Annotated in this window: 8 protein-coding genes; 3 read left to right on the top strand and 5 right to left on the bottom strand. The window is 63.7% G+C overall.

Translation table 11 applies throughout. The features are described 5' to 3' along the window. The 3 genes from H928_RS33740 to H928_RS0121200 all read left to right on the top strand — a co-directional run. Positions 1 to 516, top strand: a 516-nt coding sequence (locus H928_RS33740; RefSeq protein WP_239645040.1) for an esterase-like activity of phytase family protein, incomplete at its 5' end; no start/stop codon positions are given. Positions 517 to 653: 137 nt separating this feature from the next. Beyond that, a complete protein-coding gene (gene proC / locus H928_RS0121205; RefSeq protein ID WP_027011213.1) occupies positions 654 to 1,487 on the top strand; it encodes a pyrroline-5-carboxylate reductase in 834 nt (277 codons plus the stop codon). A 196-nt stretch (positions 1,488 to 1,683) separates the two neighbouring features. Next, on the top strand, positions 1,684 to 2,964 hold the full coding sequence (locus H928_RS0121200; RefSeq protein WP_021028302.1) for an aspartate carbamoyltransferase: 1,281 nt from the start codon (positions 1,684 to 1,686) through the stop codon (positions 2,962 to 2,964). Between the two features lie 251 nt (positions 2,965 to 3,215). Here H928_RS0121200 and H928_RS30355 read toward each other — a convergent pair whose 3' ends face one another. The 5 genes from H928_RS30355 to recG form a co-directional block, all read right to left on the bottom strand. Further along, positions 3,216 to 8,297 (bottom strand): ExeM/NucH family extracellular endonuclease, encoded by a 5,082-nt coding sequence (locus H928_RS30355; RefSeq protein ID WP_084635911.1) that lies wholly within the window; start codon positions 8,295 to 8,297, stop codon positions 3,216 to 3,218. Between the two features lie 129 nt (positions 8,298 to 8,426). Further along, a complete protein-coding gene (gene ubiA / locus H928_RS0121185; RefSeq protein ID WP_021028300.1) occupies positions 8,427 to 9,311 on the bottom strand; it encodes a 4-hydroxybenzoate octaprenyltransferase in 885 nt (294 codons plus the stop codon). Positions 9,312 to 9,356: 45 nt separating this feature from the next. Then, positions 9,357 to 10,157 (bottom strand): phosphatase PAP2 family protein, encoded by an 801-nt coding sequence (locus tag H928_RS30350; protein WP_158400606.1) that lies wholly within the window; start codon positions 10,155 to 10,157, stop codon positions 9,357 to 9,359. A gap of 193 nt (positions 10,158 to 10,350) precedes the next feature. Then, positions 10,351 to 11,319: a LysR substrate-binding domain-containing protein gene (locus tag H928_RS0121175; RefSeq protein ID WP_021028298.1), complete on the bottom strand. Its 969-nt coding sequence runs from the start codon at positions 11,317 to 11,319 to the stop codon at positions 10,351 to 10,353. A gap of 502 nt (positions 11,320 to 11,821) precedes the next feature. Beyond that, the gene (gene recG / locus H928_RS0121170) at positions 11,822 to 14,065 is read right to left on the bottom strand and encodes an ATP-dependent DNA helicase RecG (protein WP_084635916.1); all 2,244 of its coding nucleotides are present in this window, start codon (positions 14,063 to 14,065) and stop codon (positions 11,822 to 11,824) included. Positions 14,066 to 14,145: the final 80 nt, after the last annotated feature.

Raw genomic sequence — 14,145 nt, 5'->3', positions numbered from 1 at the left:
GGGCCGCTGCGCATCACCCAGTACGACCTGGCCAGCCAGCAGCCTGTGCGCCAGATCGCCTATATCCCCGACGCGCTGCCCAAGGACAACCTGCTGCTGCCACTCATTGCGATCAATGGCGTGAGCGAAATCCTGGCCGATGGGCCCGACCACCTGCTGGTGCTCGAGCGCGCCTATGTGCTGGGCGCCGGTTTTTCTGCACGCCTCTACCGCATCAACACCCAGGAGGCCAGCGACACTTTGGCCATCGATGCGCTGCAGGACGCGGCATACACCCCCGCCCACAAGGAGTTGCTGCTGGATTTTGCGCAGCTGGGCCTGCGCAGCGTGGACAACCTCGAAGGCATGACCTGGGGCCCGCGCCTGGCCAGCGGCGAGCGCGTGCTGCTGCTGGTCAGCGACAACAACTTCAACCCAGCCCAAGTCACGCAGTTTCTGGCGCTGGTCGAGACACCGGTCTGCGCCAGCGCATCGGGCAACACATCCGGCCAGGCCGAGCAATCGCATCGCAATTGAAATTGATAGCAAAACCTGTGCGCCCCGCATGGCTTGCCGCGCCAGCGGTTTGAGCTTTGCGCAGGCCGCCGCTATAGTGGCAGCCACAGCAGCACGCGCTGGTTTTTGCCCCTCTCTCTTTGTTTGCACCTGCCGCCATGTCCACTACCGATCTGTCCCAATTTCCCGCCATCGCCTTCATCGGCGGCGGCAACATGGCCAGCGCCATCATCGGCGGCCTGATCCGCCAGGGCCTGCCCCAAGACCGCATCCAGGTCGTCGAGCCCTACGAGCCCCAGCGCCAAGTGCTGCAGCAGCAATTTGGCATCACCGCGCTGCCCGCCGCTGACAGCAGCCTGGCGCAGGCCCAGGTCGTTGTCTGGGCCGTCAAGCCGCAAACCTTTGCCCAGGCCGCTGCCGCCGTGGCCGACCACAGCCGCCATGCGCTGCACCTGAGCGTGGCCGCCGGCATCCGCAGCGACAGCATTGCCCAGTGGCTGGGCAATGACCAGATCGTGCGCGCCATGCCCAACACCCCGGCGCTGGTGGGCCAGGGCATGACGGGGCTGTTTGCGCGCCCGCAGGTGAGTGCCGCACAGCAGCAGCTGGCCGAGCAGATCATCACCACCACCGGCCAGCTGGTCTGGGTGCAGCAGGAGTCGCAGCTCGACGCCGTCACCGCGCTCTCGGGCTCGGGCCCTGCGTATGTGTTCTATTTCCTCGAGGCCATGCAGCAAGCCGGCGTGGAGATGGGCCTGCCCGCCGAGCAGGCGCTGCAGCTGGCCATCGGCACCTTCAGCGGCGCATCGGCCCTGGCCGCGCAGTCGGGCGAAGCCCCTTCGGTGCTGCGTGAGCGCGTTACCAGCAAGGGCGGCACCACCTTTGCTGCGCTGGAGCACATGCGGGCTGCCGATATCGCCGCCCACTTCATCGGTGCCATGCATGCCGCCGAGCGCCGCGCCAAGGCGCTGGGCGACGAGTTCGGCGGTTAAAACGCCTCAGCCAGCGCGCCGCGTCGGGTGAAAGCGGCGCGCCCTGGCATTGCGGCCTGGGGCCAGGCCCCCCGGGCCTGCAAGGGCCACCGTGCCATCTGCGACAAATTAAAAACGCATTGCGTATATTTCACACAGAAGTCAAACGCAAAGCGTATAATCCAGCCGCATTCACACCTTTGCACGGAGCCAGGTCATGGACAGCCAACAGGATTTTCTTCGCGACGCAATGCGCCGTTTGAACTTGACGCGCGACGCTTTTGCCGAGCGTCTGGGCGTGCGCCGCCGCACCTTGGACACCTGGCTGCTGCCCGAGGCCTCGGGCGAAGCCCGCGCCATGCCCGACATGGCGCAGAAGTTTGTCTCCGAGATCCTGTTCCGCGAAGCCGAGGGCCATGACGCCCAGAAGCACCACCGCCCGCTGGCCGAGCGCATGTCGGCCGATGGCCGGCCGCAGCTGCTGTCGGTGGCCCAGCTCGAGCGCGAAAGCCTGGAAGAATTGTTCCGCATCGCCGATGTGATGCAGCCCATTGCCCGCCGCCACAAGGTCTGCCGTGTGCTCGAAGGCGCCGTCATGGGCAGCCTGTTCTTTGAGGCCAGCACCCGCACCCGCGTGAGCTTTGGCGCCGCCTTCAGCCGCCTGGGCGGCTCGGTCTGCGACACCACCGGCTTTACCTTCTCGTCGATGGCCAAGGGCGAATCGATCTATGACACCAGCCGCGTGATGGCCGGCTATGTCGATGCGCTGGTCATTCGCCACCCCGAGCAAGGCTCGGTCGCCGAGTTTGCACGTGCGACCAACATCCCCGTCATCAACGCCGGCGACGGCCCCGGCGAGCACCCCAGCCAGGCGATTTTGGACATGTACACCATCCAGCGCGAGTTCTCGCGCCTGGGCAAGCTGATGGACGGCGCCCATATCGCGATGGTGGGCGATCTGAAGTACGGCCGCACGGTGCATTCGCTGATCCGCCTGCTGTCGCTCTACAAGGGCATGAAGTTCACCCTGATCTCGCCCAGCTCGCTGGAGATGCCCGCCTACCTGATCGAGCTGGCCTCGACCAATGGCCATGTGGTGGAGGTCTCGACCTCGCTGCAAGACCTCAAGGGCGCCGACGTGGTCTACGCCACGCGCATCCAGAAGGAGCGCTTTGCCGGTGAGAACATCGAGGGCTACACGCCCGAGTTCCAGGTGCAGAAATCGCTGGTCGATGCGGTCTGCAAACCGGACACCATCATCATGCACCCGCTGCCGCGCGATGCCCGCGCCGGTGCCAACGATCTGTCCACCGATTTGAACCTGGATCCGCGCCTGGCGATCTTCCGCCAGACCGACAATGGCATCCCTGTGCGCATGGCTTTGTTTGCCGTTTTGATGGGCGTCGAGAGCCAGATTGCCCGTAATTTGCGCGATGTCACCTGGCGTTCTCCGGCTTTTGTAGGCCCGGATGATGCAGTGTTTGATACTTTGGATTAAACTCTGCCTTACACAACACCATGATTTGAGACATTTTTTCGAAGCCTCCACGACCTGCTTCGAAAAAATTAACGTTTTTTTCCTGCGACTCCAGTGTTAGCGGCCATCTATCGATGGCCGCTTTTTTGTCTGCGCTCGGTGCGTTTTTCGCCGCTACCCCACGGCCAGCCCGGCATGAAAAAAGGACTTGCAAGCAAGTCCTGGGTAGCGGGTGAGCCCCTGCGGCCCAGGGCCGCAAGGGCTGCTTGCGCTTAGCGGCTCAGACCGAGACGGCGGCGGCCCGCAGCCAGCAGACCCAGCAAGCTGCTCAGGCTCAGCAGGCTCCACAGGCCCAGGGTCGGCACCGGCACAGCGCTGCCAGCGCCTGGCGTGCCGGGATCGACGGGAGTGCCTGGATCGACCGGCACATCGGCCAGCCAGCCAGCACCACCGGGATCGGCGATCTGGCCGTTGGCGACCATGTCGTCATCACCATCACCACCATCGACGATCTGCACGGTCAGCGTATTGCCGTTTACGGTCGATGGCAGGCTGTACCAATGCGGCGTGGTGTTGGCCTTGGTGGGGCCGTACTTCCAGTACTTGGCATTGGCCGGCAGGGCTGCTGGGTACTCGATGCTCATCGTGCCATTGCCACCCATCGCGCAGCCGGTGGCCGTCCATTGCAGGGCGCCGTAAGGCACGCTCAGGCCTTGGGGCAAGGTGCCCAGCGAGGCAGCCGAAACAGCGACCGGCGCTTGGGCCAGGCGGCAGGCGTCCGCGCTGGTCCACTGCACCGCAGCGCTGCCGCCAGCGGCTGGCAGCTCCACCTCAAAGTTCTGCTCTGGCTCGGGATCGACAGGCCTGCCCTCCAGGTTCAGGCCCAGCACAATCGGGTTGTGGTCGCTGGAGCGGTAGGCATCGGCCGCGTAGAACGAGCTGACTTGCGCAGCGCTCTTGAAGTTGGTGTTGTAGTCGATGACCGAAGGCTCTTCCGCATTGATCTGCCACTTCACCACATTGCCCACCTGGCTGGCGAGCGCCGAGCTGACCAGCACATGGTCGAGCGATCCCCACAGCGTCTGGAAGCTGTACGAGTACTGGCCCGCGCCCAGCTTCTGGTAGCCATGGGCTTCCAGGTAGGAGATGGGGTCTTCCTTGGCATAGGCGTTGAAATCGCCCATCAGCACATTCTTGCCATTGCCCGCTTGCGTCGGGTTGCCTTGCAGCCAGGCTTGCAGCTGCTCGACGGCACGTTTGCGCGACTGGTTGTTGGCACCCTGGCCGTCACCGATGTCGGGATCGTTGACACTGCCCTTGGACTTCAAGTGGTTGACCACCACGGTGAACTGGTCCTTGCCGCCGCCGGCCAGCGTCTTCTCGAAGGTCTGGGCCAGGGGCACGCGGTTGCCATAGGTGGCGTTGAAGGCATCGTACTGCGCCTCATCGGGCACGGCCGGCACGCCCACGGGAGCGACGCGGTCCTTGCGGTAAATCACCGCGACGGAGATCGCATCATGGCCGGCAGCGACTGCCGTCTTGCCGCCACCCGCGTTGAAAGGGCCCTTCACATAGTCATAGACCTCGCTGCCATGCTTGTCGTTCAGGGCTTTGGTCAGCGCAGCCAAGGCACTGCCGGCGCCAAAGCCGTTGTTCTGGATCTCCATCAGACCGTAGACATCGGCATCTAGACCCAGCAGGTTGCTGACGATCTTGTCGGTTTGGCGGGTCAGCTCAATCGCATTGTCCGCACCCCGGCCTTCCAGCGAATCGCCATAGGGGTTGCTGAACTTGGTGGTACCCAAGGTGCTGAAATAGTTCAGCACATTGGCCGAGGCCACCTTGACCGTGGGGCTGCCGATGGCCTGCTGCAGGTCCGCCACCGTGGGGCGCGCTGCGCCGGTAAAGACCGGCTTTTGCAGCGGCTGCACGCGGTAGCTGGTCTGGTGGGCGCCGACCGTCGTGTCGATGAACTGGTCCAGAATGCCCTCAATCGCCGGGGTGCTGTCGCCGGCACGCAAGGTATTGCTGGCACTCAGATCCTGGCCATTGCGCCCCAGTACGGTGGCCGGGTTTTGCTTGCTGCTGCCATCGTCCAGCACGATATGGCTGCGCTTGACGGTCTCCATGTAGGCGCTGTTACCCGCCACACTGGGCGCATTCAGCTCGGTGTACTGCACCAGCTTAGCGGAGTCACTCAGGCTGACGGTGCCATAGCGGCCCAGGTAGTAGTTGTCCGTCACCACCAGCGGGCCGGTGCTGCCGGTGATGCGCACACGCATGCCTTCGTAGCGCTCCCAGTTCGCATAGGCGGGCATCGGCAAACTCAGCTCCACCATCGCAGGCAGCGCCTGCTTGGCGCCGCCATTGAGCACGCTGAAGTTCAGAATGCTGCCGCCCAGTTGGGTCAGGCCCCTGTATTCGGTGACCGAGGCGGTCAGTTGCACAGCCTGGCCTACGCTGTCGGCGCTGATGCCGGCAATGGGCGTGTTGCCGTAGAACACAAACACGGCTTCGGAGGTCTCGACATTCTTGTCGTCGTCTTCAGGCAGCGACTGGATGTAGAAGCCGCTGAGGTCAGGCAAGTAGGCGGTCACGATGCCGCGCACCGTTACAGACTGGCCCATCAGTGGCGACTCATCGCCCGAGCCTTGCACGGCCGAGATGAGGGTCGTGACCACGGGCGCCAGGTTCTGCGCGTAGCCGGGCGAGCCAATGTTGGCGGGCGTCGAAGGCTGGGCAAAGCCGTCCAGCACACCGACAGCAGCAGCGGTATAGCGCGGCTCGGACGTAGACTTGCCATCCCAAACGGCCGACACCCCATTGCCTACCGTGGTGCCCGCATTGCGCACCGCAGCGCCAGCGTGGTCACTGGTCGAGACGGCCGTTCCGCTGGAATTCTTGGCAGGCGCCACAGTCGAACCGTCAGTCGCCGGAAGTGCTTTGTTGCCATAGTTCATCGCCGCAGCAACGAAGCCATTCGCGTCGTACACCAGGACGGCATCACCCTTGCCCAGGCCTTGGCCGGCGACCAGGATGACGGCCGTGCCGGCATCCAGACCCCAGGCAGTGCGGAAGGCTTCGGGCGTAGTTTCGCTCAACACCACCAGTCGCGCACCGGCGGCCAAGCTGGTGCCGTCAGGGAAGCTGCTCGGCAACGCGCCGCTGCTGTCGGTCCAGCCCCAGTTCGTCAGGTCCACAGGCGTAGTGCCGTAGTTGTACAGTTCAAAGAAATCGCCACCATCGGCATTGGAGTTGACCTCGGAGATCAGCACCTTGGCAGTCGCTGCCACGGCATTGCTGATGGTAAAGCTCAGCTTCTGCTCGGCGGCCAAGGCATTGCCGGCCGTGTCCTGCACCGCAGCGGCGGGCAGCACCAGGCTGTAGGTCTTGCCGGGCTGGTAGCCCGCGCTGTACTTGAAGCTCAGCGCGCTGCCATCGATGGTCACTTGCGCATCGGTCATCGGCACCGTGGCGACCACCGTGCTACCGTCCATCAGCGAGATATTGCCGCTGCCGCGCTGCACGGTTTCGCTGAACTGCAGGCGCACCACCGCCGTCTTGCCGACCTCCACCGCATTTTGCAGCGGGCTGGTGCTTTGCAGCACCGGGGCGGTGGTGTCGGCAGCGACGGGGCCACCGAGCTTGACGGTATTGCCCTGGAACTGCTGGTCTGCAAAAGGCAGATCCTTGGAGACCGAGCCTTTGCCCGGCCAGATGGTGTCGCCATTGTCCTGCAGCAGCTGCACGGTCGTGCCTTGCGCGGTGCTGGTGGGGCTGACCAGGGTCTCAAAACTGCCGCCGGTGCTGCGCAGCAGGTTGTCCAGCACATTGTCCAGTTGCTGCACAACGGTGGTGCCCGGGCCGTCCCAGACAAAGAATGCAAAGTTGGTGTTGACAGCGGGATCGGCCTTGCCCGGAGGGCCGGCCAGGATCAGGAACTTGCCGTCATCGGTACGCTGCATATCGCGAATGCCGCGCCCGCCCAGGTTCAGCTCGATGGGCGCGCCCAGCACAGGCGCAGTGCCCGCCACCATGGCTGCAGGGTTGGTGATCGGGATGATCAGTGCGCGGTTGCGCAGCTGCGCGCTGGCCAGCGGCGCGCGAAAGCCCAGCAGCAGCTGGCCATCAGCAGTGGCCGCCATGCCTTCGATCGAGAAACCTGCAGCGGACTCGGGCGGCACCTTGTCGGCCGACGAAGCCACAAAGCCGTAGTAGTTGGCGCCCTTGCCATGGGCATTGGTGCGGTCCCAGGTGGTCAGCTGCGTCTCCAGACCACCGTAGGAGCCCTTGAAGGTAAATTCCGTGTTGGCACCTGTGCCCGATACCTCCACCGCAAACAGGTGCTCGCGGTTGTCTGCCTCGCTGCCATCGGACTTGTTGCTGTGCGAGCCGGTGAAGTACAGCGTGTTGCCGATGCGCGTGCCGGCCTCCAGATCCAGCTCCTTGCTCAGCCCCAGCAGGCTACCAAACTCCCACTCCTTGATCGCTACACCGCCGCCACGGGGGTAGACGCGCAGCACATTGCCTTCGTCGTCGCCCACCACCATGTAGCTGGCATCCAGCGCAATGCCGGCAGAGGCATCCGAGCTGCCGGCCGTGGTGGCGGGCAGCGGGGTGAAGGTCGCGGTCTCACCGGCATCCGGGTCGAGCACGGTCATCTTCGTCACTTCAGTGCCTGCACCCGTCCAATTGGAAGCTTGGCTAATGGCCGAGAGCAGCTCGGATGCGGTGCCTTCGGTGGCACCCTTGGTACTGTCGTAGGCGAAGTTGTTTTGCTTGGTCAGGGCAATGGCGGTGCTGCCATTGACCAGACCAGTAGGCAAGGCTGAGGTGTTGGTATTCGATGCCGTGCTATCCCAAGTGCCCCCAGCATTGTTCACTGCGTACAAAAACTTCGGAGCGGCCTCAGATCCCTGGTAGACCAGCACACTGTCGCCACTGCCCGACAGGTTGAAACTACCCGAGCCGGTGGGTACAACGGAGCCAGTGGTGGCCGTGGGAGCCTTGGTGTCCGCCGCACTGATCTTGATCACGGTACCTGCAAACAGGGCATCGGTGGCGGTCCACACCATGACACCCTCGCCCGTTCGGAATGCGCCAGTATTGAGCCAGCCGTTGTCGGTGATTCGAATCTCTGTGCCTGCCTCAATATCGCGCAGCAGCACTAGGCTGACGGAGTCAGGCGTATCCGAAGCAAAACCGACAACCGCCACTTCACCAGCGGCAAGGGTGGTCTGTGCAGAAGCGGGCAGCACGCTGGCAGCCAGCAGCAAGGCAGCGGCGAGCGAGAGGCCCTGGGATGCACGCACGCTGGCGCGGCATGCAGACGAAATCGAGCGAAGAGCAAACATGACAGCTTAGGAGGGAGTGGCAAACAACCTCCGTTTGTCGCCGCTGGCGATGAAAGCTCCGTGTCAGGAACTGTAAGCGTTCCCAAAAACCGACATTGCCGCCCTTGTCACCACCCGGTCACAGCCAGGTCACAGCGCAAAGGCAAGCGCCACGCCGGCAAACAGGCTCACTCCAATCCAATGGCTTTTGCTGAAGGCCGTAAAGCAGCCTTCGCGCGTGCGCTGGCGGATAAGGCTGTAGTGCCACAGCATCTGCGCGGCGGCCACGGCCACACCCAGCCACCAGGGCCAGGCCAGCTGCAAGGGGGCCAGCGCCAGCACCGTCAGGCCCAGGCAGACCACAAAGAAGGCCATGATGGCGGCAACATCAAAACGGCCCAAGGTGATGGCCGAGGTCTTCATGCCGATTTTCAGATCGTCATCGCGGTCGACCATCGCGTACTCGGTGTCATAGGCCAACACCATGCACATATTGGCCAGCCACAGCAGCCAGGCCATCATCGGCACCTGGCCTTGCACGGCGGCAAACGCAATCAGCACCCCAAAGTTGAAGGCGATGCCCAAAAAGGCCTGGGGCATTGCAAAGAAGCGCTTGGTGAACGGGTAGAGGATGGTGAACAGCACCGCAGGCACCGACCAGGCCACTGCTTCCCAGCGCGTGGTCAGCACCAGTGCCAGCGACAGCAGGGTCAGCACCACGCCGACCATCGCCGCCTCGAACACCGAAATCTTGCCCGTGGTGATGGGGCGCTGCGCCGTGCGTTTGACATGCAGGTCGAACTTGCGGTCGGCAATGTCATTGATGCAGCAGCCAGCACTGCGCATCAGAAAAGTGCCCAGCACAAACACCAGCACCAGATGCCAGCCCGGAAAGCCCCCCGACGCCGCCCACAGCGCCACCAAGGTAGGCCAGACCAGCACCAGCCAGCCGGCAGGCCGGTTGAAGCGGATCAGATCCAGGTACAGCGCAAAGCGCTCAGACAGCGAGATGGAGGGGTGGGCAGCAGCAGACATAGGGGCAAGCATAGCCTCACAGCGCTACCCTGTGCCCCGTCTTTGTCAATTTTGGCGCCCGCCCCGCCCCAGCACGATGGCCGCCAGCGCGCACCAGGCCAGGCCCAGCAGCGCGCCAGCGAGCACATCGCTGGCAAAGTGTGCCTGCAGCAGGATGCGGCTGAGCGCGATGATGGCCACCAGGACAGCGCAGACCCAGGCCAGAGCGCGGCTTGCAGCAGGCGAGAGCCGGCCGCGCAGCACCAGCCACAGCAGGCCATAGACCACCACGGCGCCGGAGGTGTGGCCGCTGGGAAAGCTGGCGCCCGATGTCAGCATCTCATGGAGCACCTCGGGGCGGGCGCGGTCCAGCAGGTTTTTCAAAAGGCGCACCGCCAGGCCATTGAGGCCGATAAAAAACACCCAGGCCCACAAGGCATGCCACTGCGCGCCCAGCGCCAACCAGCCCGCCACCAGCAGCACCATGACCACCAGCCAGCGCACATCGCCCGCAGCGGTCAGCACATGCAGCAGCTCCCGCACCGGCGCCGAGACATGGTCTTGCGCCCACTGCTGAGCCCCTGCATCGGCCGCCATCAAGCGGGCATGGCCGGCATGCTCCGGGTAGACCACCACCCAGGCCAGCATCGCAAACACCAGCAGGCAGCCCGCTGCCACGCTCAAGGGCATGCCCACGGACTGCTTGGCGGCATACAGCACGGCCGTCTGCCTGCGCGGCAGCCAGCGCCAAACCAGCGCCCCTGCCAGCAACCAGGTAACCAGCAGTGCCGGCATCCAGGCATCCAGCATGGCCAAGACCTGAAAGACGATGCCCGCCCCCCCAGGCAGCTGACTGCTCTGGGCCATCGCTTGCTCGGCACCGAAAAGCATCAGAGCAGCAAAACTCAGACCCTGGCGGCACAGGCCTCGGCCGGCGGCCAACGACAACAGCCGCCGCAGCGGCAACAACACAGACAACACGTTCACAACACCCCAGAAAATACAAAACCCCATGCAGGCATGCCGTGCATGGGGTCCAAAAGAAACCGTGCAGCGCGCTTTAGGCTTGCAGCATGGTCACGCCTGGCAGGTTGCAGGCGAAGATGGCATTGCGCAGCGCGGCAATGGCTTCGTAGCGGGTAAAGCTGCGGCGCCACACCAGCACCACACGGCGCTTGGGTGCCTCGTCGTTGATCTCGTCGGTCAGCGGGATGTAGCGGATATGGGTCTCGTCCGACTTGCGGCGGCGCACACCCTTTTCCAGCGCATCCTTGGGCACCGACAGACGCGGCACCAGGGTCACACCCATGCCGGCAGCCACCATGTGCTTGATGGTCTCGAGCGACGAGCCTTCAAAGGTGCGGCGGATGCCTTCGGTGTTGCTGGAGTAGCGGGCGAACTCGGGGCAGACTTCGAGCACATGGTCACGGAAGCAGTGGCCAGCGCCCAACAGCAGCATGGTTTCGTTCTTCAGCTCGCTGGCCGAGATGCTGTCACGCGTGGCCAGCGGGTGCACGCTGGGCACGGCCGCAAAGAAGGGCTCGTCATACAGCGGGGCCATGGCCAGACCGGTATCGGGGAAGGGCTCGGCCACGATGGCGCAGTCGATCTCACCGGTACGCAGCATTTCCAGCAGCTTGGCGGTCATGTTCTCGTTGATCATCAACGGCATCTGCGGCGTGCGCTCGATGGACTGGCGCACCAGCTCGGGCAGCAAATATGGGCCGATGGTATAGATCACACCCAGAGTCAGCACACCGGCGAGCGGGTCCTTGCCGCGTTTGGCAATTTCCTTGATCGCTGCGGCCTGGTCCAGCACGATTTGCGCCTGGCGCACGATCTGGTCACCCAGACTGGTGACCGACACTTCCGAGGCACTGCGTTCAAACAGCTTGACCTCGAGTTCTTCCTCCAGCTTTTTGATGGCGACAGACAAGGTTGGTTGCGACACGTAGCAGGCATCAGCGGCGCGGCCGAAATGCCTTTCACGGGCGACAGCAACAATATATTTGAGCTCTGTAAGTGTCATGTCAGTTTTTAGTGCGAATCGCGTATTGTGCATGGCCTGTGCACCGCCTGGCTATAGCGCCAAGAGTACAAAGTGCCACACTGTGTTTCATCAGAACCGCAAGCTATGAGTTGTACTCTATTCCGGAGCACCATGGGTACCAATGATCGACAACAAAAATAGCATTAATCTATTATGCGTCAAATGCAAGCGCTTGCTCACCGCCCACGTAGGTAAATATGGATGCTGGTATTTACACAATGCTACATAGTCATGCACCTACTTGCTTCGCTACCTCCCTGTTTCATAAGACATATTTGCGATTTTTGCCACCGCAATACGCCATAAATCCAGTGACAGGATGCGTTTACCATCCTCTATTCAAGCAACACCATCATCATTTTGCGCAGCACCCATAGCACGAATCAATCAATATTTACCTAAATTTCGTCGTGTTTTTGCAACTTTTGAATCTTGTTTGCAATGCTGCCATGCAACCTAACTGGTAGCTATGTACTAGTTTTCAAGCTTTGAGGTACTCGGCCTTGCCGCCCAGCCAGCGCAAAACATGGCTGGCCGCCAGATCCGGCCAGCGGTCCAGCATATGCGGTGCCAGCTCCCGCGCCCATTCCAGCAGATGCTTGTCGGCCTCCAGATCCGCAAACCGCAGCAGCGGCGCCCCCGACTGGCGCGCGCCCAGAAACTCCCCCGGCCCCCGGATTTCCAGATCGCGCCGGGCAATCTCGAAGCCATCCGAGGTTTCGGCCATCGCCCGCAGGCGCTCCTTGGCCGTTTCGCCCAGTTTGCCGTTGTCTCCCACCGCGTACAGCAGCACACAGGCCGATGCGGCAGCGCCCCGGCCCACCCGGCCGCGCAGCTGGTGCAGCTGGCTCAGGCCAAAGCGTTCGGCATGCTCGATCACCATCAGGCTGGCATTGGGCACATCGACGCCCACTTCAATCACCGTCGTGGAGACCAGCACGCCCATCACCCCTTCGCTGAACAAAGCCATGACCGCCTTTTTCTCGGCCGTCGGCATGCGCGAATGCAAGAGACCCACCATGACCCCGGGCAGCGCCTCGCTCAGATCGGTATGGGTCGCGGTGGCATTGGACAGGTCCAGCGCCTCGCTCTCCTCGATCAAGGGACAGACCCAGTAGACCTGCCTCCCTTGGGCAATCTGGTCGGCGATGCGCGAGACCACCTCATCGCGCCGGCTGTCGCTGATCAGCTTGGTGACCACCGGCGTGCGGCCCGGGGGCAGCTCGTCGATGGTGGACACATCGAGGTCGGCGTAATAGCTCATCGCCAAGGTGCGCGGGATGGGCGTGGCACTCATCATCAGCATATGCGGCTCCATGCCGGTGGACAGCAGCTTTTGCCGCAGCGCCAGCCGCTGGGCCACGCCAAAGCGGTGCTGCTCGTCGATGACGGCCAGCCCCAGCTTCTGGAACTGCACCTGGTCCTGGATAACGGCATGCGTGCCCACCACCAGCGCAGCCTCGCCGCTCTCGACCAGCGCCAGCATCTCAGCGCGCTGCTTTTTCTTTTGCGCACCGGCCAGCCAGGCTACCTTGAGGCCACGTGGCGCCAGCAGGGGCTCGAGCCAACCCACCAGCTTGGCAAAATGCTGCTCGGCCAGGATTTCGGTCGGCGCCATCAACGCGCACTGCCAGCCCGCATCGATGGCGATCACCGCCGACAGCGCCGCCACAATGGTCTTGCCCGATCCCACATCGCCTTGCAGCAGGCGGTGCATCGGTATGTTGCGCCCCAGGTCGCGCGCAATTTCCTCGCAGACCCGGCGCTGCGCCCCGGTCAGCGCAAAGGGCAGCGCAGCCAGAAACTGCTCATGCAGGTTCAGGCTGCCATCGGCCATGCGCTGCGCCACCAGCGCCGGTGCGCGCAGGCGGTCACGCTCGCGCTTGGCCGTCAGCTGCGACAGCTGCTGGGCCAGCAGCTCCTCGGCCTTGAGGCGCTGCCAGGCCGGGTGGCTGTGGTCCTCCAAGGTGGCCAGCGCCACATCGGGCGTGGGGTGGTGCAAAAACTGTAGCGCCTCGCGCAAGGTGTAGGCACGGCCCAGGCCGCCCTCGCCCTGGTAGCGGGCATAGGGCAGGTCCACACCGGGTGGCAGGGTTTCGCTCAGGTCAGCGCGCTGCACGCCGCTGATCACCGCGCGGCGCAGATAGGGCTGAGGCAGCCCAGCCGTGGTGGGGTAGACAGGGGTGAGCGACTGGGGCAGCTCGCCACCGGCGAGGCGAAAGGCCGGATGCAGCATTTGCCGGCCCCAAAAGCCCCCCTTGACTTCGCCACGGATACGCAAGGTATTGCCCACGGCCATGGTCTTTTGGTGCGAAGGGTAGAAGCTGAAAAAGCGCAGCTCGCAGGGGTCGCCATTGGCGTCTTCCACCCGCACCACCAGCTGGCGGCGCGGGCGCAGCTGCACATCGGCCGACACCACCGTTGCCTCGATCTGCGCGACCTCGCCGTCGCGCGCATTGCGCAGCGCAATGATGCGCGTCTCGTCCTCGTAGCGCAGCGGCAGGTGCAGGGCCAGATCGATATCGCGCGTCAGCCCCAGCTTGGCCAGCGCTTGCTGGGCCGGGTTCTTGGCAGGGGTCTTCGCTGGGCCATTTGCGGTATTGGTGGCGCTGGCGGCAGGCGCTGCACCAGGCGTCGCCACCGCTAGCTTGCGCGGCCGGCCAGGCTTGCGCCCCTTGGCGGGCGCGGCGTCATCAGCAGAGTTGGCGGGCGTGGCAGCAGACATGGAGGCAGTTTCAGCAATGCTGCATTCTGGCATGCTTTGCCGCACGACTGGTTAAAAAGACAGTGCCTCTGCAGGCCGCC

The organism is Comamonas sp. B-9 (genome assembly GCF_000410635.1).
Taxonomy (GTDB): Bacteria; Pseudomonadota; Gammaproteobacteria; order Burkholderiales; family Burkholderiaceae_C; genus Comamonas.
Note: the sequence above shows the minus strand (reverse complement) of the source record. Positions and strands in the feature narration are given on the sequence as shown.

Coding starts and splice junctions, on each gene's coding strand:
- proC (WP_027011213.1), top strand. CDS start 654: ATGTCCACTACCGATCTGTCCCAATTTCCCGCCATCGCCTTCATCGGC.
- H928_RS0121200 (WP_021028302.1), top strand. CDS start 1,684: ATGGACAGCCAACAGGATTTTCTTCGCGACGCAATGCGCCGTTTGAAC.
- H928_RS30355 (WP_084635911.1), bottom strand. CDS start 8,297: ATGTTTGCTCTTCGCTCGATTTCGTCTGCATGCCGCGCCAGCGTGCGT.
- ubiA (WP_021028300.1), bottom strand. CDS start 9,311: ATGTCTGCTGCTGCCCACCCCTCCATCTCGCTGTCTGAGCGCTTTGCG.
- H928_RS30350 (WP_158400606.1), bottom strand. CDS start 10,157: ATGGCCCAGAGCAGTCAGCTGCCTGGGGGGGCGGGCATCGTCTTTCAG.
- H928_RS0121175 (WP_021028298.1), bottom strand. CDS start 11,319: ATGACACTTACAGAGCTCAAATATATTGTTGCTGTCGCCCGTGAAAGG.
- recG (WP_084635916.1), bottom strand. CDS start 14,065: ATGTCTGCTGCCACGCCCGCCAACTCTGCTGATGACGCCGCGCCCGCC.